The sequence below is a fragment of the Rhodanobacter sp. OR87 genome, assembly GCF_000473345.1.
In the GTDB taxonomy this organism is placed as follows: Bacteria; Pseudomonadota; Gammaproteobacteria; order Xanthomonadales; family Rhodanobacteraceae; genus Rhodanobacter; species Rhodanobacter denitrificans.
In genome coordinates this window covers 226,647-249,532 of record NZ_AXBJ01000002.1, presented here as the reverse complement: position 1 = coordinate 249,532, position 22,886 = coordinate 226,647, and the positions used below count along the sequence as shown (strand labels likewise).

19 protein-coding genes and 1 riboswitch are annotated in these 22,886 nt (G+C 67.9%); of the genes, 14 read left to right on the top strand and 5 right to left on the bottom strand.

Going from position 1 to position 22,886, the window contains the following annotated elements:
* The first annotated feature begins 13 nt into the window (after nucleotides 1-13).
* From RHOOR87_RS0102820 to RHOOR87_RS0102780, 9 genes are all read left to right on the top strand, one after another.
* Nucleotides 14-664, top strand: a complete 651-nt coding sequence (locus RHOOR87_RS0102820; RefSeq protein WP_007513680.1) for an SCP2 sterol-binding domain-containing protein — start codon at nucleotides 14-16, stop codon at nucleotides 662-664.
* Nucleotides 661-2,310, top strand: coding sequence for a ubiquinone biosynthesis regulatory protein kinase UbiB (gene ubiB / locus RHOOR87_RS0102815; protein ID WP_015448929.1), 1,650 nt, complete (start codon nucleotides 661-663; stop codon nucleotides 2,308-2,310). The genes RHOOR87_RS0102820 and ubiB overlap by 4 nt, the downstream gene beginning before the upstream one ends.
* Nucleotides 2,311-2,412: 102 nt before the next feature.
* Nucleotides 2,413-3,126, top strand: a complete 714-nt coding sequence (locus RHOOR87_RS0102810; protein WP_015448930.1) for a pseudouridine synthase — start codon at nucleotides 2,413-2,415, stop codon at nucleotides 3,124-3,126.
* Between the two features lie 97 nt (nucleotides 3,127-3,223).
* A complete protein-coding gene (gene arfB, locus RHOOR87_RS0102805; RefSeq protein WP_007513673.1) occupies nucleotides 3,224-3,646 on the top strand; it encodes an alternative ribosome rescue aminoacyl-tRNA hydrolase ArfB in 423 nt (140 codons plus the stop codon).
* Nucleotides 3,643-4,239, top strand: coding sequence for a 1-acyl-sn-glycerol-3-phosphate acyltransferase (locus RHOOR87_RS0102800; protein ID WP_015448931.1), 597 nt, complete (start codon nucleotides 3,643-3,645; stop codon nucleotides 4,237-4,239). Before arfB ends, RHOOR87_RS0102800 begins: the two co-directional genes overlap by 4 nt.
* A 398-nt stretch (nucleotides 4,240-4,637) precedes the next feature.
* Nucleotides 4,638-5,654, top strand: a complete 1,017-nt coding sequence (locus RHOOR87_RS0102795) for an NAD-dependent epimerase/dehydratase family protein (RefSeq protein ID WP_007513670.1) — start codon at nucleotides 4,638-4,640, stop codon at nucleotides 5,652-5,654.
* Nucleotides 5,620-7,011 (top strand): glycosyltransferase family 2 protein, encoded by a 1,392-nt coding sequence (locus RHOOR87_RS0102790; protein ID WP_027484171.1) that lies wholly within the window; start codon nucleotides 5,620-5,622, stop codon nucleotides 7,009-7,011. Before RHOOR87_RS0102795 ends, RHOOR87_RS0102790 begins: the two co-directional genes overlap by 35 nt.
* Nucleotides 7,012-7,088: 77 nt before the next feature.
* The gene (locus tag RHOOR87_RS0102785; RefSeq protein ID WP_231381704.1) at nucleotides 7,089-8,486 is read left to right on the top strand and encodes a hypothetical protein; all 1,398 of its coding nucleotides are present in this window, start codon (nucleotides 7,089-7,091) and stop codon (nucleotides 8,484-8,486) included.
* Between the two features lie 133 nt (nucleotides 8,487-8,619).
* The gene (locus RHOOR87_RS0102780) at nucleotides 8,620-9,618 is read left to right on the top strand and encodes a polysaccharide deacetylase family protein (RefSeq protein WP_043795277.1); all 999 of its coding nucleotides are present in this window, start codon (nucleotides 8,620-8,622) and stop codon (nucleotides 9,616-9,618) included.
* 65 nt (nucleotides 9,619-9,683) lie between these two features.
* Here the strand turns inward: RHOOR87_RS0102780 and RHOOR87_RS0102775 are convergent, their stop codons facing one another.
* Nucleotides 9,684-10,724: a LysR family transcriptional regulator gene (locus RHOOR87_RS0102775; protein WP_027484168.1), complete on the bottom strand. Its 1,041-nt coding sequence runs from the start codon at nucleotides 10,722-10,724 to the stop codon at nucleotides 9,684-9,686.
* A 121-nt stretch (nucleotides 10,725-10,845) separates the two neighbouring features.
* On the opposite strand from RHOOR87_RS0102775, the gene aceB reads away from it, so the two are divergent.
* Entirely contained in the window at nucleotides 10,846-12,471 is a 1,626-nt protein-coding gene (aceB, locus tag RHOOR87_RS0102770; protein ID WP_027484167.1) for a malate synthase A, read from the top strand.
* A gap of 140 nt (nucleotides 12,472-12,611) precedes the next feature.
* Nucleotides 12,612-13,907 carry an isocitrate lyase gene (gene aceA, locus RHOOR87_RS0102765; protein ID WP_027484166.1) on the top strand — a complete coding sequence of 432 codons (1,296 nt, stop codon included), beginning with the start codon at nucleotides 12,612-12,614 and terminating at the stop codon, nucleotides 13,905-13,907.
* A 102-nt stretch (nucleotides 13,908-14,009) separates the two neighbouring features.
* Here aceA and RHOOR87_RS0102760 read toward each other — a convergent pair whose 3' ends face one another.
* The 3 genes from RHOOR87_RS0102760 to RHOOR87_RS0102750 form a co-directional block, all read right to left on the bottom strand.
* Nucleotides 14,010-15,806 carry a sodium:proton antiporter gene (locus RHOOR87_RS0102760; protein ID WP_027484165.1) on the bottom strand — a complete coding sequence of 599 codons (1,797 nt, stop codon included), beginning with the start codon at nucleotides 15,804-15,806 and terminating at the stop codon, nucleotides 14,010-14,012.
* A 71-nt stretch (nucleotides 15,807-15,877) separates the two neighbouring features.
* Entirely contained in the window at nucleotides 15,878-17,371 is a 1,494-nt protein-coding gene (locus RHOOR87_RS0102755; RefSeq protein ID WP_027484164.1) for a YifB family Mg chelatase-like AAA ATPase, read from the bottom strand.
* 149 nt (nucleotides 17,372-17,520) lie between these two features.
* Nucleotides 17,521-17,781 carry an accessory factor UbiK family protein gene (locus RHOOR87_RS0102750; RefSeq protein ID WP_015448938.1) on the bottom strand — a complete coding sequence of 87 codons (261 nt, stop codon included), beginning with the start codon at nucleotides 17,779-17,781 and terminating at the stop codon, nucleotides 17,521-17,523.
* A gap of 180 nt (nucleotides 17,782-17,961) precedes the next feature.
* Between RHOOR87_RS0102750 and glnK the strand changes: the two genes are divergently transcribed.
* Together glnK and RHOOR87_RS0102740 are read left to right on the top strand one after the other, a co-directional pair.
* Nucleotides 17,962-18,300, top strand: a complete 339-nt coding sequence (glnK, locus tag RHOOR87_RS0102745) for a P-II family nitrogen regulator (RefSeq protein WP_007513650.1) — start codon at nucleotides 17,962-17,964, stop codon at nucleotides 18,298-18,300.
* An 88-nt stretch (nucleotides 18,301-18,388) separates the two neighbouring features.
* Nucleotides 18,389-18,604: riboswitch (cobalamin riboswitch) on the top strand.
* Between the two features lie 152 nt (nucleotides 18,605-18,756).
* Nucleotides 18,757-21,177 carry a ribonucleoside-diphosphate reductase subunit alpha gene (locus tag RHOOR87_RS0102740; protein ID WP_027484163.1) on the top strand — a complete coding sequence of 807 codons (2,421 nt, stop codon included), beginning with the start codon at nucleotides 18,757-18,759 and terminating at the stop codon, nucleotides 21,175-21,177.
* Between the two features lie 98 nt (nucleotides 21,178-21,275).
* On the opposite strand, the gene RHOOR87_RS0102735 is transcribed toward RHOOR87_RS0102740, so the two are convergent.
* Nucleotides 21,276-21,572, bottom strand: a complete 297-nt coding sequence (locus RHOOR87_RS0102735; protein WP_027484162.1) for a GIY-YIG nuclease family protein — start codon at nucleotides 21,570-21,572, stop codon at nucleotides 21,276-21,278.
* Between the two features lie 229 nt (nucleotides 21,573-21,801).
* Here RHOOR87_RS0102735 and RHOOR87_RS0102730 point away from each other — a divergent pair, with 229 nt between their 5' ends.
* Complete coding sequence (locus RHOOR87_RS0102730) at nucleotides 21,802-22,827, top strand: ribonucleotide-diphosphate reductase subunit beta (protein ID WP_027484161.1); 1,026 nt, start codon at nucleotides 21,802-21,804, stop codon at nucleotides 22,825-22,827.
* The last annotated feature ends 59 nt before the right edge of the window (nucleotides 22,828-22,886 follow it).

The following is a 22,886-nucleotide window of genomic DNA, read 5'->3' as shown; positions in this document are numbered from 1 at the left end:
CTACAATCGCCGGATGAACGCCGCCACTCCCAACTCCTGGTTGCCGCAGCCGCTGCGCAAGCTCGCCGGTCGCGCGCTGGAAACCGCGCTGAACCACACCTTGTCGCTGGACCCGGACACGCAACAGCGGCTCGCCGCGTTGAACGGCCGCCGCGTGCAGTTGCACCTGCGCGGGCCGGAAATAGCGTTGGCTGTCACGGTGGAAGAAGCACGCCTGAAAGTCGGGCCGCCGCAAGACGACAGCCAGCTGAAGGTGGCCGCCACACCGGGCAGCCTGCTGGCGATGCTGCTGCGCCGCGACGACGACGGCATCGCACCGGGCAAGGTGGAGATTGCCGGCGACGCCGAGCTGGCGCGCCGGCTGGAAAAACTGGCCGGCAAGTTCGCCCCGGATTTCGAGGAGGCGTTCGCGCGCAGCTTCGGCGACGTGCTCGGCGTGCCGCTGGCGCAAGCCGTACGCAAGGGCCTCGCGCACGCCCGCGACAGCGCCAGCCACCTCACCGAGGACACCGCCGACTGGCTGCGCGACGAGGCGCGCGTGGCGTTGGCGCCAGGCGAGGTCGAAGGGTTCCTCGATGGTGTGGACGAGGTGCGCGAACGCAGCGAGCGGCTCGAAGCGCGCGTGCAGCGACTGCTGCAGCGCCTGCAGGGCAGCGCCGCGTGACGCCGCTGAAGGTGGTGCCGCGCCTGCTGCGGGTCGCCGCGGTACTGCTGGCGTACCGGCTCGACGAACTGGTCGACGCCACCCACCTGTACCGTCCGCTCAAGCTGCTGCGCCCGCTGGTGGCGCGCCCGCGCATCGACATCCGCGGCCTGCCGCGCGGTACGCGCCTGCGCCATGCGCTGACCGAACTGGGGCCGATCTTCGTCAAGGCCGGCCAGGTGCTGTCGACCCGCCGCGACCTGGTGCCGGCCGACATCGCCGACGAGCTCGCCCTGCTGCAGGATCAGGTCGCGCCGTTCCCGGGCAGCGAAGCACGGACCATCGTCGAAGGCGAACTGAAAGCGCCGATTGGCCGTCTATACGCCCAATTCGACGAAACCCCGCTGGCCTCCGCCTCGATCGCCCAGGTGCACGCCGCCACCCTGCACGACGGCCGCGAGGTGGTGGTGAAGGTGCTGCGTCCCGGCATCGACGCGCAGATCGCCCGCGACGTGAAGCTACTGCGCTCGCTCGGCGAACTGGCGCAACGCTGGCATCCGAACGCCGACAAGATCCGCCCGCTGGACGTCGTGGCCGAAGTCGAGAAGATGCTGGAAAACGAGCTGGACCTGCAGCGCGAAGGCGCCAGCGCCAGCCTGCTCAAGCGCAACTTCTCCAGCGGTACGGACCTGTACGTGCCCGAGGTGCACTGGGAACTGACCTGCGCGCGCGTGCTTACGCTGGAGCGCGTGTACGGCATCAGCAGCGACGACATCGCCGCGATCGACGCCGCCGGGCTCGACCGCAAGGTGCTCGCCGCCAAGGGCGTGCGGGTGTTCTACGAGCAGGTGTTCCGCGACAACTTCTTCCACGCCGACGCCCACCCCGGCAACATCTGGGTCGACCCCACGCGCACCGGCGAGCCGCGCTTCATCGCGCTGGACTTCGGCATCATGGGCTCGTTGCCGGAGGCCGACCAGTACTGGCTGGCACAGAACTTCATCGCGCTGTTCGAGCGCGACTACGCGCGCATCGCGCAACTGCATGTGGCCGCCGGCTGGATGCCCGCCGACGTGCGCCTGGACGAGCTGGAAGCCGCCGTGCGCACCGTGTGCGAGCCGTACTTCACCCGCCCGCTGGCACAGATCTCGCTGGCCGAGCTGGTGGTGAAGCTGTTCCAGACCGCGCGCCGCTTCCAGCTGACCCTGCAGCCACAGCTGATCCTGCTGCAGAAGACCCTGCTCAACATCGAGGGCGTGGGCCGCATGCTCGATCCGGAGATCGACATCTGGGCGGTCGCGCACCCGGTGCTGAGGCGCATCCTGCGCCAACGCTACAGCCCGCTGCGTACCTTGCGCGCCATGGGCAAGCGGCTGCCCGAGTGGCTGCACCACGCGCCGGAGTTTCCCGACCTGGTGCGCGATGCACTGCGCCAGGTCGCGCGCGGCGAACAGCGCGAGCAGGCCGATCCGCGGGGCTTGAAACTGGCGCAGGACAACGCCCGTCGTCAGCATCGGGTGCTGGCCTGCAGCCTGCTCGGCAGCGCGCTGCTGGTTGCTGCCGCGCTGCTGTGGACGCTGGCCCCGCAGCGTGGCATCTGGCCGCCGCTGGGCGCCGGTATCGCCGGTTTCCTCTCCTTCGCCAGCGGCTGGCCACGCTCGCGCTGACCGCGTAGGAACCTGCTCGCGGGCGGTGCTTTTCACGAGCCCCCAGGAGCATCGCCCGCGAGCGGGTTCCTACGAAGAACAAGAGCGCAGAAGCTCGGACGCATGATCGACATCCTCTACCAGGACGACGCGCTGATCGCGGTGAACAAGCCCGCGAACCTGGCCGTGCATCGCTCGACGTTCGTGGGCTCGGCCGACGCGTTCCTGATCGACCTGCTGCGCGAACAGGTGGGCGGCGACGTGTACCTGGCGCATCGGCTCGACCGCGCGACCAGTGGCGTGCTGCTGGTCGCGCGCAGCAAGGAAGTCGCCGCGGCGCTGGGCGAGCAGTTCATGAATCGCACGGTGCACAAGCAGTATCTCGTCGTGGTGCGCGGTTGGCCCGAGCCGGCCGAGGACGTGATCGACTATCCCCTGCCCGGCTCGCGCGAGACCGGTCCGCGCCGCGAGGCGCGCACGCGCTGCCGGCGGCTGGCCACGATCGAGGTGCCGATTGCGCTGGGCCGCTATCCGCAACAGCGCTACGCCCTGCTGCTGGCCGAACCGGAAAGCGGCCGCTTCCGCCAGATCCGCAAGCACCTGGCGCATATCCACCATCCGGTGATCGGCGACTGTCAGCACGGCCGCGGCGACCACAACCGGCTGTACAAGCAGCATTTCGGCTGCCACCGCATGCTGCTGCATGCGTGGCGCATCCGCTTCGCGCACCCGCTGACCGGCATGGCGATGGAGATCGAGGCACCGCTGGACGATGCATTCGCGGGGCTGCTCGATCGCTTCGGCTGGGCATTGCCAGGCGGGGGCGAAGAGGATTGAGAAGTGAGAGAAAGCAGGGGCCGGATGCACGGCCGTTTTTCTCTCACTTCTCACTCCTCGCTTCACCTACTCACTTCTTGCCCTCTACACTTCCCGTATGCTGACCATCAGCCGCACCCTGTCTCTGCCCGAGTCCGAACTGGTCGAGCGTTTCCTGCGCGCGGACGGCCCCGGCGGGCAGCACGTGAACCGCACCGAGAGCGCGGTGGAGCTGCGTTTCGACGTGGCCGGCTCGCCGTCGCTGCCGGACGAAGTGCGCGCGCGGCTGCTGGCGCGGCGCGACCGCCGGCTCACCGCCGAGGGCATGCTGGTGATCCAGGCACGCCGCTTCCGCGACCAGGGACGCAACCGCGACGACGCGCGCGAGCGGCTGGTCGAGATCATCCGCGGCGTGCTGACGCCGCCGAAGAAACGCGTTGCCACCAAGCCGACCCGCGCCTCGAAGGAGCGCCGCCTGGCCGGCAAGCAGCAGCGCGGCAGGATCAAGCAAACGCGCTCGCACAAACCGGACTTCGAATGAGGGGGCGCCTGTTCACGCCCGCCCAGCTCCCGGCACGGATGCCCCGCCTGCGCGACGGCTGGCAACGTCGCAGCTGCCGCGCGGTGCTGCGCATGGCCGGCTGGAGTCTGGTCGGCGAGTTCCCCGATGCGCCGAAACTGGTGCTGATCGCCGCGCCGCATTCGTCCTGGTGGGACGGCGTGTGGGGGCTGCTGGTCAAGGTGGCGATCGGTGCCGACGTGCACTTCATGGGCAAGCAGGAGCTGTTCTTCTGGCCGCTGGGCGGCCTGCTGCGCCGGCTCGGCGGCATGCCGATCGACCGCGGCGCCGCCAGGGGCGTGGTCGAGCAGATGATCGACCAGTTCCGCCAGCGCGAGAAACTCTGGCTGGGCATCGCGCCGGAGGGTACGCGCAAGCCAGTGCAGCGCTGGAAGAGCGGTTTCTGGCGCATCGCCCGCGACGCCGGCGTACCGATCTTCCCGGTCGCGTTCCACTACCCCGACAAGGTCATCCGGCTCGGTCCGCTGTTCGACACCAGCGCCGACATGGAGGCTGACCTGGCCCGTCTGCGCGCGTTCTACGCGCCGTACCGGGGCAAGCGCCGCGACGTCTGAGCCCCTTCCGGGGTGACCCGGATGCCAGGACCACCCGCCCAAACCGGCCGCCCGCCGGCAACTCGCCAAACCGTGAGCGAACGGCTCGCCGCCCCCGCCAGGCTTTGGCCAGGCGCCGCGCCATGCACCGCGTCGCCGCACGACGACCGGGCCGGCTCCGTGGCAACTGGCGAGATGCGCCAGCGACGCTCCTTGTCCTTTCCTGACCCGACCGGACCATCCCCGACTCCCTGCCCGTGCGGCGGCAAGGTACCGTGCCGGGTGGAAACCCGCTGTCGGCATGGATTCCCCGGCGTGGCACGGTGCGTGCTTGCCAAAGCGCTATGGAAATGTGATACAGATCACATTATGAACAACGGCACCGTAGTAGGCGCCGGCATCTACTAGGGGAATCCAACATGCACGTGTTGATCACGGGCGGGGCCGGTTTTATCGGCTCCCATCTGGTAGCGCTGCACCTCGCGCGCGGGCACAAGGTCCATGTAGTGGACGACTTGTCGACCGGCCTGCGCGCGAACCTGGCACCTTTCGAGGAGTCGCCGAACTTCCGCTTCGACGAGGCGGACATGCTCACCTGGCCGCTGCTGCAGCAGGCCGCCGCCTGGGCAGACCGCATCTATCACCTCGCCGCCGTGGTCGGCGTGTACCGCGTGATCGCCGAGCCGACGCGCGTGCTGGCCACCAACATCGCCGCCTGCGAACGGTTGTTCCGCACCATTGCCGCCAGCGGCTGGCTGCCGCAGGTAGTGGTCGCCTCCAGTTCCGAGGTCTACGGCCACCACCACGAGGAGCGGCTGGGCGAGGAGATGGATCTCAGCGTGTCCACCCGCGTCGGTACGCGCTGGAACTATTCGGTCAGCAAGATCGCCGACGAGGCGCTGGCCCTGTCCTACGCGCAGAAATTCGGCATCCCGGTGGTGGTGGCGCGCTTCTTCAATACCATCGGGCCGCGCCAGACCGGCCGCTACGGCATGGTCGTGCCACGCTTCGTGGAGCAGGCGGTACGCGGCGAACCGATCACGGTGTACGGCACCGGCGAGCAGACCCGCTCGTTCTGCGACGTGCGCGACAACGTGGCCGCGCTCGACCTGCTCGCCTCGCGCGGGAGCGGCGACGCGCTGGTGGCGAACGTCGGCAACGATCGCGAGATCAGCATGAACGCGCTGGCCGAACTGATCCGCGAACGCGCCGACAGCGATTCGCCGATCACCCATGTGCCGTACCTGAAGGCCTACGGCGAGGATTTCGAGGACATCCAGCGGCGTCGGCCGGAGCTGACCCGGCTGCGCACGCTGACCGGGTTCCGGCACCGCTACACGCTGGAAGACACGCTCGACGAGCTCATCCAAGAACGGCGCATCGCCTCAGCAGAGACCACACATGGCCACCGCACCCTGGTTTGTCATCAGTCCTAACGCGTTGCTCAGCGTGGTCGGATTGCTGCGCGGACCGGACCGGACCGTGCCGACGCCCGCGCAGGACTGGCGCGCCGCCACGGTGGACGTGGTGATCCCCGCCTACCGCGAGGCGGAGAACATTGCCCATTGCCTGGTCTCGGTGGCGCGGCAGACGCACCAGCCGCACAACATCATCGTCGTCGACGACGGCAGCAACGACGGCACCGCCAGCCGCGCCGAGCAGACCGCGCAGCGGCTGGGCCTGAAGGTCACGGTAATCCGGCGGCAGGCGTCGATCGGCAAGACGCCCACGCTCAAGCGCCAGGCGCGCGAGTTCGACGCCGACGTCGAGTTCATCCTCGACGGCGACACCTTCCTGGAATCGCCCGACTACATCGCCCGCTGCGTCGAGGAGCTGTACAAGGGCGTCGGCATCGCCTCGGTCTGCGGCCGCGTGCTGCCGATGCGCCTGTCCGACCGTCGCCGCCTGGCAGAAACCCCGGAATACGCCGCGGTGCTCGGCGGCAAGCCGTATGTCGACCCCAAGTCCAGCCGCACCCGCCTGCAGCTGATGTGGTGGGGCCTGACCAACATCTACCGCGATTGCCTGTACCGCTACCTGCAGGGCTTCGTGTTCCACGGCCAGATGGTGTTTTTCGGCGGCATCACCAACCCGGTGGGCTGCGCGGTGGCCTACCGCCGCGAATACATCAAGGACCTGTTCGACCGCTACGAGCCCCATTTCGGCGACAACCTCACCAATTCCGAGGACATCTTCATCGGCTTCGCGCTGATCAACCAAGGCTACCGCAACGCCCAGCTGACCGACGTCACCGCCCGTTCCGAGGAACCGCTGGCCACGCATCTGCCCAGGCAGATCGCGTTGTGGTCGTCTTCGTTCCTGCAAAGCTGCTACTACTTCGACGCGCTGGTGCGCAGCCCGTTCAAGGCCTTCGCGCGGCTGCGCCGGCGCTGGCACGAGCGGCACGGCGAACACGGCGAGCACATCCGCGAGATGCGCAAGGTCGCCGAGCCCTATCGGCAGGCATTCGGCGAGGAGGTCACCCGGCGCTACGGCCGCCCGCTGGGCTGGATCATCTTCATGTCGGCGATCGAGAAGGTCGGCTTTCCCACCGCGCTGATCGTGATGCCGCTGCTGCGCATGTGGGAACCGCTGCTGATCACGGTGCTGGCCGAATCGCTGCTGTCGCTGATGGTGCTGGTGGTGATCTCCAAGGGCGAGCGCTGGAAGGCCTTCGGCAAGAGCGTGCTGGTGACGCCGCTGCGCTATGCGCTGATCCTCACCGAGGTCGTCACGATCGGCCGATTCGCCAGCGACCTCTGGATCACGAGGAACCGGAAATGGCGCAAATGACCCCACGCCGTCGGACATCGGCTCGCGCTTCGGCGCTGGGTCGGGCCAGCCTGCTCGCCTGCGCGCTCGCTTGCGCCATGTCCCTGAAGCCGGCTTTCGCGCAGAACGCCGTCGCCTACCAGCCGGCGCTGAACGCTGCCTGGACCGGGCACACCGGTGAGGCGTTGCGCCTGATCGACGCCTACCTCGCCAAACACCCGGACGACCATGCCGCGCGGCTCGACCGGGCACGTTTCCTCGCCTGGCTCGGCGACTACGCGAAGGCGGACGACGTGCTGGCCGGGTTCGGCACCGACGACAAGGAGGCCGCCGCGCTGCATGCGCGGGTGCTGGCCTGGGCCGAACGTCGCGATGCCGCGCTGGCGCTCAACACGCCGTTCTACGCAGCCGACCCGGACGACTACGACAACGCCTGGACCCAGGCCCTGATCCTGCGACAAGGCGAATGGCCGCACCAGGCCTTGCCGGCGCTGGCCACCGTGCAGGCGGTCAAGCCGGACGACAAGGACACCATCGCCCTCGCCAAAGCAGTGCGCCTGCCGCTGTTCTCCTCGATCGGCCTGACGCCTTCGTTGTACAGCGATTCGGACGACATCGAAATTCGCGGCATCGCCGCCGATGCCAACCTGTGGCTGTCCGACCGCTGGCGATTGCTGGCCAGCGCCGCGCGACGCGAGCACTCGGCCACCTTCGGCGGGCCGTTCGCGCCGCTGCTCGGCGACAACCACGTCGACGAGGATCGCATCGGCACAGGCCTGCGCTTCGCACCGTCGCCCAACACCGCGCTGGAGCTGTGGCTGGGCCATTCGCGGACCGACAACGGTGCCGGCAGCAACAACAGAACGATCGGCCACCTGCAGATCTCGCAACGCGCCAGCGACGCCTTCCTCTATGCACTCACCTTCGACCGCGACCGCATCGACCAATCACCGCGCGCGCTGGCGGTGATGTGCCACGGCCTCGCCGCCGACCTGCGCTGGACGCCGACGCTGCGCGACCGCTTCGATGCGCGCATCGCCGGCGGCGATCTCGACGACGACAACCGCCGCGCCTCGGTGCTGGCCAGCTATACCCGTGCCGTGTACCGCAGTGAGCGAGTGATGTTCGACCTCGGCCTGCAGGCAGAGGGTCAACACAACACCCGCCACACCCGCAACGGCTACTACAGCCCCGACCGCTACCGGCGCTATGCCGTCGCGGCTTCCAGCTACATCTCGCTGGGCCAGGAGGCCGGGCTGTACCTGTCGGCCGCGCTCGGCCAGCAGCGGGACGAGACTTTCGACAACTGGAAGCGCGCCACTGACGTCAATGCCGAGCTGACCGTCGGCATCTTCAGCCGCTGGCAGTTGGTCGGCCGGGCCGGGCACAGCCAGCGCCTGAACCAGTTCGGACGCTACGAGGGCACCACCGTCGGGCTGGGACTGCGCTACCGCTTCTGCGAGTTCCGTGCCGACCGCTGCCCATCGGTGCCGTGAACGACCGGATGGGGCCTGCCATCACGATGCCGCGGCGCTGTCACCAAGGGTCGCGGCACCGGTTCGCGCGGCACCCCACTGCCGCGCATGCGACGGCTCAAGCACGCATCCGGCGCCGCGTCGGGGGAAGCACATGAAGGGATGGCTGCACCTGGCCTGCATCGCGCTCATGTGCCTGTTGCCGGCGGCGACCAGGGCGGCGCCGGCCGTCACGGCATCCCAGGACCGGCGCATCGCGATCACCTTCGACGACCTGCCCTGGGCCAGCCTCGATCCGAACACGCCACTGCCCGCGCAGGGTACGGTGCCGCCGCGCATCGCGGCCGAGTCCGCGCGCCTGCTGCAGGCGATCGAGGGTACGGGGACGCCTGCCATCGGTTTCGTCAACTCCGCGCGTCTGCTGGTCGGCGGCCAGCCGCAAGCGGACCGCACGGCGATGCTCGACGCCTGGCTCGATGCCGGACTGGAACTGGGCAACCACACCGACACCCATGCCGACCTGCACGCCGTCGGCATACAAGCCTACGAGGACGACATCCTCGCCTGCGACCGTGTGCTGCGCCCGCTGCTGGCCAAACGCGGCCGTGAACCGCAATGGTTCCGTCACCCTTACCTGCGCACCGGGCGCACGCCGGAGGACAAGGCGGCGATGGGCGCCTTTCTCGCCGCGCACGGTTACCGCATCGCGCCGGTCACGGTCACCAACTCCGACTGGATCTGGGCCGCCGCCTACGCCAAGGCGCTGGACAGCGGCGATGCCGCCACCCAGGCGAAGCTGCGCGCGCAGTACGTGCCCTACCTGCTGCGCAGGGTGAACTACTTCGAGCACCGCTCGATCAGGCTGCTTGGCTATGCGTTGCCGCAGGTGATGCTGCTGCACGCCAATGCGCTCAATGCCGACACCTACCCCGATTTCGTCGCCGGCTTGCGCGCACGCGGCTACCGCTTCGTCGACCTCGACGAAGCCATGCGCGACCCCGCCTATCGGCGCGCTGACAAATTCACCGGCGCGCTCGGCACCAGCTGGATCCATCGCTGGGCGATCGCCGCAGGCAGGTCGTGGAAGTTCTACGGCGGCGAACCGACGTCGCCGAGATGGGTGACCGACCTGGCCGGCGTGCCCCCGGAGTAACGCCCGCCTGCAGGCGGGCAGCGCGATACCGCAGCCGGCCACGATGGATGGCCTCGTGATGCGGTTCAGCGCCCCGAATGCCCCGGCTCGTCGTAGTCGCGATGGGTCAGCAGGCCGGGCCGGATCAGGTCGACGAAGGCGCGCGCCTCGGCGCTGAGGAACTTGCCCTTGCGCATCACCACGCCGTAGCTGCGCTGGGGGAAGTACTGCTTCATGTTGCGCACCGCCAGCCGCGCGTGGTCGGCCGCGGTGATGCAGATGCCGGTGACGATGGAGATGCCCAGGCCCATCGCCACGTACTCCTTGATCACGTCCCAGCCGCCCACCTCGATCGCCACGTGATACGGCACCTGGCGCTGCTGGAACACCAGGTCGACCAGGCGATAGGTGGACAGCCGCTGCGGCGGCAGGATCAGGCCATATGGCGAGATGTCCTCCAGCGTGATCCTCTCTTTCGCCGCCAGCGGATGGTCCGGCGGCAGGATCAGCATCGGGTCGTAGTGCTGCACCGGCGCCCAGGCGATGTCATTGGGCACGTCCAGCATCGAGCCGACCGCAAAGTCGGCCTCGTCCGCGCGCAGCAGCGCCAGGCCATCCTTGCCGGTGACGTTGGCCAGCTGCAGTTGCACGGCCGGGTGCTGCTCGCGGTAGCGGCGCACCAGTTCAGGCAGCAGGTACTGGATGGTCGAGGTGCCGGCGGCGATGGTCAACCGGCCGGCCTGCAACCCCTTCACGCGGGCCTGGAAGTCGCGATCCAGCGTGTCCCACCCCTCCACCAGCGGCCGTGCCAGCTCGTACAGCGCCTCGCCCGCGTCGGTGAGGTTGATGCGCCGGCGCCGGCGCTCCAGCAGGCTCACCCCGAGTTCCCGCTCCAGCGCCTGCAACTGCAGGCTGATCGTGGGTTGCGACAGGTACAGCGCCTCGGCGGCGCGGGTCAGCGTGCCCAGCTTCACCACGCTGACGAAGGCACGCAGCTGCTTGTGGCGGTTGCCCTTGTAATAGAAACGGCTGCCGGCGTCGCCCGCATGCCCGCCCGCGCCCTGCTTTTTTGCTGCACTGCGACGCGATTTTTTTGCCTTGTTCAGCGTTTCGGTGGGCTTTTTCATCGAACTTGTTCAATGTGTTGGAATATCAATTGACCATGCTCATAGTAATGATTGAAACATTCACTTTGTCAAATACATGATTCCTGCCTAGCTTCGAGTCATCCAGACACGGAGCGACCCCATGGCAGTCCCGCAGGAACGACTCGATACCGGCAGCGTCAAGATCCACGCCGACCCGGCCGGCTACGCCGGCATCCTGACTCCCGCGGCGCTGGCCTTCCTGGCCCGGCTGCACCGCCGCTTCGAGGCCACCCGGCGGCTGCTGCTGCAGGCCCGCCGCGAGCGTCAGGCCCGTTACGACGCCGGCGACCTGCCGGACTTCCGCGCCGACACCGCGGCGATCCGCGACGGCGACTGGCGCGTGGCGCCGATCCCGGCCGCGCTGCAGGACCGCCGCGTCGAGATCACCGGCCCGGTCGAGCGCAAGATGATCATCAACGCGCTGAACTCCGGCGCGAAGGTGTTCATGGCCGACTTCGAGGATTCCTCCTCGCCCACCTTCGCCAACCAGCTCGACGGCCAGCTCAACCTGCGCGACGCGGTGAACGGCAGCATCGCGTTCACCTCGCCCGAGGGGAAGAGCTACCGCGTGGGCGACGACCCGGCCGTGCTGGTGGTGCGTCCGCGCGGCTGGCACCTGCACGACAGGTTCTTCAGCGTGGACGGCGAAGCGGTGGCCGGCGCACTGGTCGACTTTGGCCTGTTCGCCTTCCACAACGCCCGCGCGCTGCACCGCCGCGACCGCGGCCCGTACTTCTACCTGCCGAAGCTCGAAGCGATGGAAGAGGCCGCGCTGTGGGACGCGGTGATGGCGGCGGCGGAGGACGAACTGCAGCTGCCGCTCGGCACGATGAAGGCCACCGTGCTGATCGAGACGCTGCCGGCGGCGTTCCAGATGCACGAAATCCTGCACGCCCTGCGCCGCCGCGCGGTCGGCCTCAACTGCGGCCGCTGGGACTACATCTTCTCGTACCTGAAGACCCTGCGCGGGCATCGCGACCGCCTGCTGCCCGAGCGCGGCCAGGTGCAGATGACCGCGCCGTTCCTCAAGGCCTATTCCGAGCTGCTGATCCAGACCTGCCATCGCCGCGGCGCGTTCGCGATGGGCGGCATGGCCGCGCAGATCCCGATCAAGGGCGACGAAGCGGCGAACGAGGCCGCGCTGGCCAAGGTGCGCGCCGACAAGCTGCGCGAGGTCAAGGCCGGCCACGACGGCACCTGGGTGGCGCATCCGGCGCTGGTGCCGGTGGCGCAGCAGATCTTCGACGAATACATGCCGGCGCCGAACCAGCTCGGCGTGCTGCGCGAGGACGTGCAGGTGAGCCGCGAACAGCTGCTCGCCGCGCCGGCCGGCACGATCACCCGCGCCGGCTTCGACAACAACGTCGAGGTCTGCCTGCGCTACACCGCGGCCTGGCTGGACGGACTCGGCTGCGTGCCGATCCACCACCTGATGGAGGACGCCGCCACCGCCGAGATCGCCCGCGCGCAGCTGTGGCAGTGGCTGCATCACGCCGATGTTCCGGCCGGCAGGGCGCCGGCCGGGGGCGCCCTGGAATTCCCCGACCACGCGCCGATCGACTTCGCGCTGTTCGACCACGCCGTAGCCGTGCACACCCATCGCCTGCGCGACAGCCACCACCCCGGCGCCGCCCGCGCCGACGCTGCCGCGGCCTTGCTCAGCGCGATGACCCACGCCGACCGGCTCGGCGACTTCCTCACCCTGCCCGCCTACGAACAACTTTGACGATCACCCCTTCTCCCTTTGGGAGAAGGTGCCCGAAGGGCGGATGAGGGCGCACCCGGAGCGAATCGCACGCTCCGCCCGAACCCTCTCCCCAGCCCCTCTCCCGCAGGGAGAGGGGCTTAAACAACCGGAGCCACGCCATGAAGACCACCCTGCCCACCGCCGAACAGATCACCCTGGACTGGAACAACAACCCGCGCTGGACCGGCGTGCAGCGCAACTACTCCGCCGAAGACGTGGCGCGCCTGCGCGGCACCGTCGCGGTCGAGCATTCGCTGGCCCGCCGCGGCGCCGAGCGGCTGTGGAAGTCATTGCACCAGGAGGACTTCGTCAATGCGCTGGGCGCGCTCACCGGCAACCAGGCGATGCAGCAGGTCAAGGCCGGCCTGCAGGCGATCTACCTGAGCGGCTGGCAGGTCGCCGCCGACGCGAACGTGGCCGGCGAGATGTATCCCGACCAGTCGCTGTACCCGGCCAACTCGGTGCCGCTGGTGGTCAAGCGGATCAACAACACCCTGCTGCGCGCCGACCAGCTGCACCATGCCGAAGGCAAGGACGACTGCGACTGGCTGGTACCGATCGTGGCCGACGCCGAGGCCGGCTTCGGCGGCGTGCTGAACGCGTTCGAGCTGATGAAGGCGATGATCGAGGCCGGCGCCGCCGGCGTGCATTTCGAGGACCAGCTGGCCTCGGTGAAGAAGTGCGGCCACATGGGCGGCAAGGTGCTGGTGCCGACCCGCGAAGCCGTCGACAAGCTGAACGCCGCGCGCCTGGCCGCCGACGTCGCCGGCGTGCCGACCCTGCTGGTGGCGCGCACCGACGCCGACGCCGCCGACCTGCTCACCTCGGACATCGATGCGAACGACAGGGCCTTCATCACCGGCGAGCGCACCGTCGAAGGCTTCTACCGCGTGCGCCCGGGGCTGGACCAGGCGATCAGCCGCGGCCTCGCCTACGCGCCGTACGCCGACCTGATCTGGTGCGAAACCAGCAAGCCGAACCTGGACGACGCGCGCCGCTTCGCCGAGGCGATCCACGCGAAATTCCCCGGCAAGCTGCTGGCCTACAACTGCTCGCCCAGCTTCAACTGGAAGAAGAACCTGGACGACGCCACCATCGCCAACTTCCAGAAGGAACTGGGCGCGATGGGCTACAAGTTCCAGTTCATCACCCTGGCCGGCTTCCACAGCCTCAACTACGGCATGTTCGACCTGGCGCACGGCTACGCTCGGCGCCAGATGAGCGCCTTCGTGGAACTGCAGGAAAAGGAATTCGCCGCCGCCGAGCGCGGCTTCACCGCGGTGAAGCACCAGCGCGAAGTGGGCACCGGCTACTTCGACCAGGTGACCCAGGCGATCCAGCAGGGCCAGTCCTCGACCACCGCGCTGAAGGGCTCGACCGAGGAGGCGCAGTTCAAGCAGGCCTCGGCAGCGTAACGCCAGTCCGGCACAGGTAGGAGCCCGCTCGCGGGCGATGCTCGATCGAGTCCTGAATCCCGCGAAAAGAGCATCGCCCGCGAGCGGGCCCCTGCCACTTTGTCACTCGGCGCTGGGTTCGGCCGGAGGCACCAGCGCGATCACCGTCCAGCCCGGCTTCGGCTCCAGTTCGCGCTTGGCCGAAGCCACCCGCAGCGCGCCTTTCTCCTCCACGCCGAACATCAGCACCGTGTTCGAGCCGTACTGCTCGATGAAATGCGGCCAGTCAAACGTGGCGCTGAGCCGGGTCGACTTGACCCGCCAGCCCTGCGCCAGCAGTTCGGCGAAGCGGCCGTGGGTCATCTCCTCGTCGAACAGCGGCGGGGCGAGCAGGCTGCCGGCCAGCGCTGCGCGGTCGGTGTTCTCCTGCGGGGTGAGGTTGCGCAGCCGGTACACTTTCTCGCGCCCGAACTCCTGCCGGTAATGCACGCAGGCCAGCGAGTTGCGCTCACGATGGGTGGACACTGCCAGCAGCCGGCCGATGCCGGTGAGGTCGAGGTACCGTTCGGCATGCGGCGACGCCGGGTTGCCGAAGAACGTGGCGAGCCCCTCCATCCGCGCCAGCCGGATGCCGTCCCAGTCGTCGTCGGCCAGCACCACGCGGAAGCCGGCTTCGTCCAGCGCCTTGCCGATCGCGCGGGCGACCGGGTCGGAACCGAAGATCAGCACGCCGCGCGGCTCCGGCTCGGCCACCTTCAGCCAGATCGCCAGCGGCCGCGCGGTGGCACTCTGCAGGATCACCGTGCCGATGATCAGGGTGAACACCAGCGGCACCAGCGCCTCCGCTCCGGCCACGCCGAGTGCGCCGAGGCGCAGCGCGAACAGTGCCGACACCGACGCCGCCACGATGCCGCGCGGCGCCACCCAGCCGATCAGCGCACGCTCGCGCCAATTCAAGCCGCTGCCGAAACTGGCGATCGCCACGGTCAGCGGCCGCACCACCAGCTGCGCGATCACGAACAGGGCGATGCCCGCGCCCAGCATGCCTTCCGGCAGCGGCCAGTGCAGCCGCGCCGCCAGCAGGATGAACAGCAGCGACACCAGTACCGTGGTGAGGCTTTCCTTGAAGTCGAGGATGTCGTCGATATGCACGCCGCGCAGGTTGCCCAGCGCGATGCCCATGATCGTCACCGCCAGCAGCCCCGACTCGTGGGTGATCGTGTTGGATAGGCTGAAGGCGAGCAGCACCGCGGCCAGCACGGCGTAGTTCTGCAGGTACTCGGGGATCATCTGGCGCCGCAGGAAGAACGCCATCAGCCAGGCGGACAGCGCACCGATCACCACCCCGCAGCCGATGGTGGCCACGAAGATGCCGATGGTGTGGCCTTCCTGGCGCGACACGATCGCCTCGTAGACCAGCACCGCGAACAGCGCACCGAACGGATCGATCACGATGCCTTCCCAGCGCAGCGTATTGGCGATGCGCGCGTTCGGGCGCAGCGTGCGCAGCATCGGCGCGATCACCGTCGGCCCGGTCACGCAGGCCAGCGCGCCGAACAGCAGCGCGATCGGCCAGGCCAGGCCGGCGACCAGATGCGCGGCCAGCGCCAGCAGCAGCAGCGAGGCCACCGCGCCGTAACTGACCAGCCCGCGCACCGCCTTGCCGATTCCCGGCAGTTCATGGAAGCGCAGGGTCAGGCTGCCCTCGAACAGGATCAGCGCCACCGCCAGCGACACGGTCGGGAACAACAGCCCGCCGAGCAGCTTGTCCGGATCGAGCACGCCGCTGACCGGTCCCAGCACGATGCCGGCCAGCAGCAGGAACAGGATCGCCGGCAGCTTGACCCGCCAGGCCAGCCATTGCGCCAGGAAGCCGATCATCAGCATGCCGGCGAGCATCAGGCCCAGCTCGATCGTCATCGCAGTCCTTGGGGAGATCAGACCGCTATCGAAGCATGCACCGGTGGAGACGTCCAGCAGGCAGGCGAAACTCAGAACCTCCGGTATTGCAGCGCCTCGGCCAGGTGCTCGCGCTCCAGCAAGGCGGCGCCGCCGTCGAGGTCGGCGATCGTGCGCGCCACCCGCAGCACGCGGTGGTAGGCGCGCGCGGACAGGCCCAGCCGCTCCAGCGCCGATTCGAACCAGCGGCGCTCGGCCGGCCCCAGCGCGCAGTCGCGCTCCAGTTCGCGCGTGCTGATCTCGGCATTCGGCCGGCCCGCGCGCATCAGCGACTGCCGGCGCGCCTTGAGCACGCGCACGCGCACCGTAGCGGAATCCTCGTCGCGTGCGTTGCGCGGCGTACCCAGCTCGGCCAGCGGCACCGGCGGCACTTCCACGCACAGGTCGATGCGGTCGAGCAGCGGCCCAGAAATGCGTGCGCGGTAGCGCTGGACCTGATCCGGCGTGCACTGGCAGCGCGGGTCGCCGGCATAGCCGCAGGGGCACGGATTCATCGCCGCGACCAGCTGGAACTGGGCCGGGAACGCCGACTGCCGCGCCGCCCGCGAGATCACGATGTGGCCCGATTCCATCGGCTCGCGCAGCACCTCCAGCACGTGCCGGCTGAACTCCGGCAACTCGTCCAGGAACAGCACGCCGTTGTGCGCCAGCGAAATCTCGCCCGGGCGCGGATACGAACCGCCACCGACCAGCGCCACCGCCGACGCGGTGTGGTGCGGCGCGCGAAACGGCCGCCGCCGCCAATGCTTCGGATCAGTGACCTGCCCAGCCACCGACAGCACCGCGCAGGTTTCCAGCGCCTCCGATTCCGACAGCGGCGGCAGGATGCCGGGCAGGCGCTCGGCCAGCATGGTCTTGCCGGTGCCGGGCGGTCCCACCAGCAGCAGGTGGTGGCCGCCCACCGCGGTGATCTCCAGCGCGCGCCGCGCCTGCAACTGTCCGCGCACGTCGGCCAGGTCCGGGCCGCCGTCGGCGCCGCCGTCGCTGGGGATGCCCACCGGCATCGACAATTCGTGCGCGCCGCGCAACCAGCCGCACACTTCGGCCAGCGTGTCGGCCACGCGCACATCCACATCGGAGACCAGCGCCGCCTCGGCGGCGTTCGCGCGCGGCACCACCACCCGCCGGCCACGCGTGCGTGCGCGCAGCAGCGCCGGCAGCACGCCGGAGACGCCGCGCAGGGAGCCGGTCAGCGCCAGCTCGCCGAGAAATTCGCAGTCGTCCAGTTTCTCGCGCGGCACCTGGCCGCTGGCGGCGAGGATGCCCAGCGCGATCGGCAGGTCGAAACGGCCACCGTCCTTGGGCAACTCGGCCGGCGCCAGATTCACGGTGACGCGGCGGCCGGGATATTCGAAGGCGGTATTCTGGATCGCCACCCGCACGCGATCGCGCGCCTCGCGCACCGCGGCCTCGGGCAGGCCGACGATATTGGTGCACGGCAAGCCGCCGGAAAGGTGTACCTCGACCATCACCTGCGGTGCGGCGATCCCTTCCTGGGCGCGGCTGAGGGTGACGGCAAGACTCATGCGGCGGCTGATCGCTGGCGCATGGAGGATGGGTCGCTGACAGAAACGATCATCAAGCGACTCCATCCAGCAGTGCTAATAAATAACCGCCTCCGATCGTTCTCGGGGTGAGGGTGACGGATCGGAGGCGGCTCCCGGGAGGCTGTTTGTCACTGACCCGCGCGGGCAGCCAGCGTGGCCTCCAATTCGGCCACGCGTCGCTCCAATTCGTCGACCTTGGCGCGGGTGCGCGCCAGTACCTGGGACTGGACGTCGAATTCTTCGCGGGTGACCAGGTCGAGGCGGCGCAATCCCTGCGCCAGAACGTCCTGGAAGTTGGTTCGCAAATCCTGATGCACCTGTGCCACCCCTGGCGGTACCAACGACACAAGTCGCAGGGCAATCTTGTCGATATCCTGCCTATCCATCATGGATAGCGCCTCGAGCTCGTCGAGGTAAATATTAGGTGAAGGGAAATCGGGCGCGCCATCGGTATGCTCCGTCAAAAGCTGTAGGGATTGTCCTACAGGTGCCGCGCGCGACGCGACATTGCTCCATCGTGCAGGCAAAATGCGGCCTCGACCCAACCGATATCTTTCAAGGAACCATCCATGAAGCTCGTCGTGGCGATCATCAAGCCGTTCAAGCTGGACGACGTGCGCGAAGCGCTGGCCGAGGTCGGCGTACAGGGCATCACGGTCACCGAAGTGAAGGGTTTCGGCCGCCAGAAGGGCCATACCGAGCTGTATCGCGGCGCCGAGTACGTGGTCGACTTCCTGCCCAAGATCAAGCTGGAGGTGGCCGTGGCCGACGATCAGCTCGATCGCGTGATCGAGGCGATCCAGTCTTCCGCCCGCACCGGCAAGATCGGCGACGGCAAGATCTTCGTCAGCACGCTGGAGCAGGTGATCCGCATCCGCACCGGCGAGCTGGATCACGACGCGCTATAACCCTGCCGCCCCCACGCAGGCACTCGACGCAAGCGGCACGCATATCGACTTGTGCACAAGTTATTGGGTTGACCCTGCCCGGGCCACCCGATATGTTGTGTGCGTCGGTGCCCGATCCGATGTGACATCGGTCGGGCTCAAAAGGGAATCCGGTGTAACTCCGGAACTGCCCCGCAGCGGTAAAGCGGAAACGAAAGCGCCCACATGCACTGGCCCTCGGCGGCTGGGAAGCGGGCGCAAGTAGGCGGATCGCCTCGATCCACGTCCGCAAGTCCGAAGACCTGCCGGCACAGCGGGACGAGCGTGTCCCGCTGCGTAGTGACGGCTTCCGCGGGGAAGTGCGTCGTGGAGCCGGTTGCCGTCGGGCGACCAGCTGGCGCGTCGCCCCCGGACTCCGTCGCTATCAGGCCCTGCGCGCGGGAGCAGGCGTTTGATGTCCAGCCGGAGCCACCTGCCATGCAAGCCCTCGATACCGCCGCGCGCGCCAATACTCCCGTCGCCAGCGAAGCCGACCCCGCGTTCGCGCTGACCCCGCCACACAACCCAGCGCAGATGCGCGTGACCAAGCGCAACGGCGGCCAGGAAACCGTCGACGTCAACAAGATCGTGCGTGCGGTGACCCGCAGTGCCGAGGGCCTGCACGGCGTCGATCCGTTGCGCGTCGCCCTGAAAACCATCGGCGGCCTGTACGACGGCGCCACCACCGCCGAACTGGACCAGCTCTCGATCCGCACCGCCGCCGCGCTGACCGCGGAGGAACCCGAGTACGGCCAGCTCGCCGCCCGCCTGCTCGGCGCGTACATCGACAAGGAGGTCAGCGGTCAGGAAATCCAGAGCTACTCGCAGTCGATCGCGCGCGGCGCGGAGCTCGGCCTCCTCAACGAGCGCCTGCGCGATTTCGTGGCCGCCAACGCGCGCAAGCTCAACGACGCGATCGACCCACTGGCCACCCGCCACTTCGAATACTTCGGCCTGCGCACGGTGTACGACCGCTACCTGCTGCGCCATCCGCAGCGGCGCCTGGTGATCGAGACGCCGCAGCATTTCTTCATGCGCATCGCCTGCGCGCTGGGCGGCAACGAGATCGGCGAGACGCTGGAACTCTACCGGCTACTGTCCTCGCTGGAATACCTGGCCAGCTCGCCCACCCTGTTCAACGCCGGCACCATGCACGAACAGCTGAGCTCGTGCTACCTGCTCGACTCGCCGCGCGATTCGCTGGAGTCGATCTACGACAAGTACGCCGACGTGGCCAAGCTGTCGAAATTCGCCGGGGGCATCGGCCTGGCGTATTCGCGGGTGCGTTCGCGCGGCTCGCTGATCCGCGGCACCAACGGCCATTCCAACGGCCTGGTGCCGTGGCTGAAGACGCTGGACGCGTCGGTCGCCGCGGTGAACCAGGGCGGCAAGCGCAAGGGCGCCGCCTGCGTCTACCTGGAATCGTGGCACGCCGACATCGAGGACTTCCTCGAACTGCGCGACAACACCGGCGACGACGCGCGTCGCGCGCACAACCTCAACCTCGCGAACTGGATTCCCGACGAGTTCATGCACCGGGTCGAGAACGATGGCGAGTGGTCATTGTTCGACCCCAAGGTGGTGCCGCACTTCGTCGACAGCTGGGGCGAGGCGTTCGATGGGGCGTACCGCAAGGCCGAAGCCGATGGCCTCGCCGTGAAAAACGTGAAGGCGCGCGAGCTGTACGCACGCATGATGCGCACGCTGGCGCAGACCGGCAACGGCTGGATGACGTTCAAGGACCGCTGCAACGCCACCAGCAACCAGACGGCCAAACCCGGCAATGTGATTCACTTGTCCAACCTGTGCACCGAGATCCTGGAAGTGAGTTCGGCGACCGAGACGGCGGTGTGCAACCTGGGCTCGGTGAATCTGGCCCGGCACGTCGTCGACGGCGCGTTCGACTTCGACCAGCTCGCCGCCACCGTACGCACCGCGGTGCGCCAGCTCAACCGCGTGATCGACCTCAACTATTACCCGATCGATACCGCACGTACCGCCAACATGAAGTGGCGCCCGGTCGGACTCGGCGTGATGGGTCTGCAGGACGTGTTCTTCAAGCTGCGGCTGCCGTTCGACTCGGCCGAGGCGCTGGCGCTGTCCACGCGCATCGCCGAGGATATCTACTTCAACGCCTTGTCGCAGTCATGCGAGCTGGCCGAGGCGGAAGGCGCGCACCCCGGCTTCGCCGAAAGCCGCGCCGCGAACGGCGAGTTGCAGTTCGATCATTGGCCAAGCGCCATACCGCACGACGGTGCACGCTGGAACGCCTTGCGCGAACGCATCAAGCAACATGGCCTGCGCAACTCACTGTTGATCGCGATCGCACCCACCGCCACCATCGCCTCGATCGCCGGCTGCTACGAATGCATCGAGCCGCAGGTATCGAACCTGTTCAAGCGCGAGACGCTGTCCGGCGATTTCCTGCAGGTGAACCGTTATCTGGCCGATGAACTGAAGACACTGGGGCTGTGGACGTCCGAAATCCGCGACGCGATCAAGCTGGCGGAAGGTTCGATCCAGGGCATCGCGGCGATCCCCGAACGCCTGCGCCAGATCTACCGCACCGTGTGGGAACTGCCGCAGAAGTCGCTGATCGACCTGGCCGCCGCGCGCGGCGCCTGGATCGACCAGAGCCAGTCGCTGAACCTGTTCATGGAGAACCCGAACATCGGCCAGTTGAGCTCGATGTACATGTACGCGTGGAAAGCCGGCATCAAGACCACCTACTACCTGCGCTCGCGGCCGGCGACGAAGATCGCCAAGACCACGGTGTCGGCGGCGTCCGACCAGGCGCAGGCAAATGCCGCGGTGTTCTGCTCGCTGGAAAACCCCGAGTACTGCGAGGCTTGCCAGTAACCCCCACTCGTCATCCCAGCGAAAGCTGGGGTCCAGTGACTTCCACGCACTCCGAAGAGGCACTGGATTCCAGCTTTCGCTGGAATGACGGTCTGGGCTCAGCCGCAAATCTCCGCATACAAATCCCGCCAATACGGATTGGACTTCTCGATGAGCTCGATCTTCCACGTCCGCTTCCACGCCTTGATCGCCTTCTCGCGGGCAATCGCGGATTCCATCGTGTCGTGCACCTCGAACCAGACGAGGCCATGCACGTGATGACGCTGGGTAAAACCAGCGACCACGTTGTTCCGGTGCTGCCAGATGCGTGCAGGCAGGTCGGAAGTGACACCGACGTACAACGTGCCGTTGCGCTGACTGGCGAGGAGATAGACGCATGGCAAGCGCTCGCGCATGGAGGGAATCCATTCCGTCATTCGACCTCGCTGAACGTACCAATGCACCGGCCGTCATCCCAGCGAAAGCTGGAAGAGCTTTACAACAGCGAAGCTGGTCATCCAGAGCCTTTGCCCTACATGACATCGCGACGAAAGCCCCAGTCACTGGATCCCGGCTTTCGCCGGGATGACGAGCCAAGAGCATTTGCGCCCTATCGGCTGCGAAACCACACAAGGAAATCCCACCATGTCCGCCCAACCCGCCCGCAACGCCCACATCCTCGATCCCGGCTTCGAACTCACCCTGCGCCCGATGCGCTACCCCGGCTTCTACGAGATGTACCGCAACGCGATCAAGAACACCTGGACCGTCGAGGAGGTGGATTTCTCGATGGATACGCGCGACCTCGACACCAAGATGTCTGCCGCCGACCGCCACCTGATCCAGCGGCTGGTGGCGTTCTTCGCCACCGGCGACACCATCGTGTCGAACAACCTGGTGCTGAACCTGTACCAGCACATCAACGCGCCGGAAGCGCGCATGTACCTGTCGCGCCAATTGTACGAAGAAGCGCTGCACGTGCAGTTCTACCTCACCCTGCTGGACACCTACATCCCCGATCCAGCCGAGCGCAACGGCGCATTCGCCGCGATCGAGACGATTCCGTCGATCCGCCAGAAAGGCGCGTTCTGCTTCAAGTGGATCGACTCGATCCAGGATCTGCGCCAGCTGGAAACGCGCGAGCATCGCCGCCAGTTCCTGCTCAACCTGATCTGCTTCGCCGCCTGCATCGAGGGGCTGTTCTTCTACGCCGCGTTCGCCTACGTGTACTACCTGCGCTCTCGCGGCTTGCTGCACGGCCTCGCCGCCGGCACCAACTGGGTGTTCCGCGACGAGAGCGGGCACATGGCGTTCGCGTTCGAGGTGGTGCGTACCGTGCGCGCGCAGGAACCGGAACTGTTCGACGACGCCATGCGCGCGCAGGTCGAGGAGATGATGGAAGACGCGATCGCCTGCGAGACCCGGTTCGCCGAGGACGTGCTGTCCGGCGGCGTGGCCGGTATGTCGGTGAAGGACATGCGCCAGTACCTGGAGTACTGCGCCGACCAGCGTTTCGTCCAGCTCGACCTGCCGAAGAAATACGGCGCGAAGAACCCGTTCGACTTCATGGACCTGCAGGACGTGCAGGAACTGGCCAACTTCTTCGAGCGCCGCGTCTCGGCCTATCAGGTCGGCGTGCAGGGCGAGGTGGCGTTCGACATGGCGTTCTGAGCCGGCCCGCAGATTCTGCGATAGCAGTGAAGGCCATTTCCCTCGCCCGGACTGTGCAG

Bases quoted from the DNA above. Each gene is read 5' to 3' on its own strand.
- RHOOR87_RS0102790 (WP_027484171.1), top strand. From the start codon at position 5,620: ATGGCCACCGCACCCTGGTTTGTCATCAGTCCTAACGCGTTGCTCAGC.
- glnK (WP_007513650.1), top strand. From the start codon at position 17,962: ATGAAGCTCGTCGTGGCGATCATCAAGCCGTTCAAGCTGGACGACGTG.
- RHOOR87_RS0102760 (WP_027484165.1), bottom strand. From the start codon at position 15,806: ATGACGATCGAGCTGGGCCTGATGCTCGCCGGCATGCTGATGATCGGC.
- RHOOR87_RS0102820 (WP_007513680.1), top strand. From the start codon at position 14: ATGAACGCCGCCACTCCCAACTCCTGGTTGCCGCAGCCGCTGCGCAAG.
- RHOOR87_RS0102730 (WP_027484161.1), top strand. From the start codon at position 21,802: ATGTCCGCCCAACCCGCCCGCAACGCCCACATCCTCGATCCCGGCTTC.
- aceB (WP_027484167.1), top strand. From the start codon at position 10,846: ATGGCAGTCCCGCAGGAACGACTCGATACCGGCAGCGTCAAGATCCAC.
- aceA (WP_027484166.1), top strand. From the start codon at position 12,612: ATGAAGACCACCCTGCCCACCGCCGAACAGATCACCCTGGACTGGAAC.
- RHOOR87_RS0102785 (WP_231381704.1), top strand. From the start codon at position 7,089: ATGTCCCTGAAGCCGGCTTTCGCGCAGAACGCCGTCGCCTACCAGCCG.
- RHOOR87_RS0102810 (WP_015448930.1), top strand. From the start codon at position 2,413: ATGATCGACATCCTCTACCAGGACGACGCGCTGATCGCGGTGAACAAG.
- RHOOR87_RS0102750 (WP_015448938.1), bottom strand. From the start codon at position 17,781: ATGATGGATAGGCAGGATATCGACAAGATTGCCCTGCGACTTGTGTCG.
- arfB (WP_007513673.1), top strand. From the start codon at position 3,224: ATGCTGACCATCAGCCGCACCCTGTCTCTGCCCGAGTCCGAACTGGTC.
- RHOOR87_RS0102800 (WP_015448931.1), top strand. From the start codon at position 3,643: ATGAGGGGGCGCCTGTTCACGCCCGCCCAGCTCCCGGCACGGATGCCC.
- RHOOR87_RS0102755 (WP_027484164.1), bottom strand. From the start codon at position 17,371: ATGAGTCTTGCCGTCACCCTCAGCCGCGCCCAGGAAGGGATCGCCGCA.
- RHOOR87_RS0102775 (WP_027484168.1), bottom strand. From the start codon at position 10,724: ATGAAAAAGCCCACCGAAACGCTGAACAAGGCAAAAAAATCGCGTCGC.
- RHOOR87_RS0102735 (WP_027484162.1), bottom strand. From the start codon at position 21,572: ATGCGCGAGCGCTTGCCATGCGTCTATCTCCTCGCCAGTCAGCGCAAC.
- RHOOR87_RS0102780 (WP_043795277.1), top strand. From the start codon at position 8,620: ATGAAGGGATGGCTGCACCTGGCCTGCATCGCGCTCATGTGCCTGTTG.
- RHOOR87_RS0102740 (WP_027484163.1), top strand. From the start codon at position 18,757: ATGCAAGCCCTCGATACCGCCGCGCGCGCCAATACTCCCGTCGCCAGC.
- RHOOR87_RS0102795 (WP_007513670.1), top strand. From the start codon at position 4,638: ATGCACGTGTTGATCACGGGCGGGGCCGGTTTTATCGGCTCCCATCTG.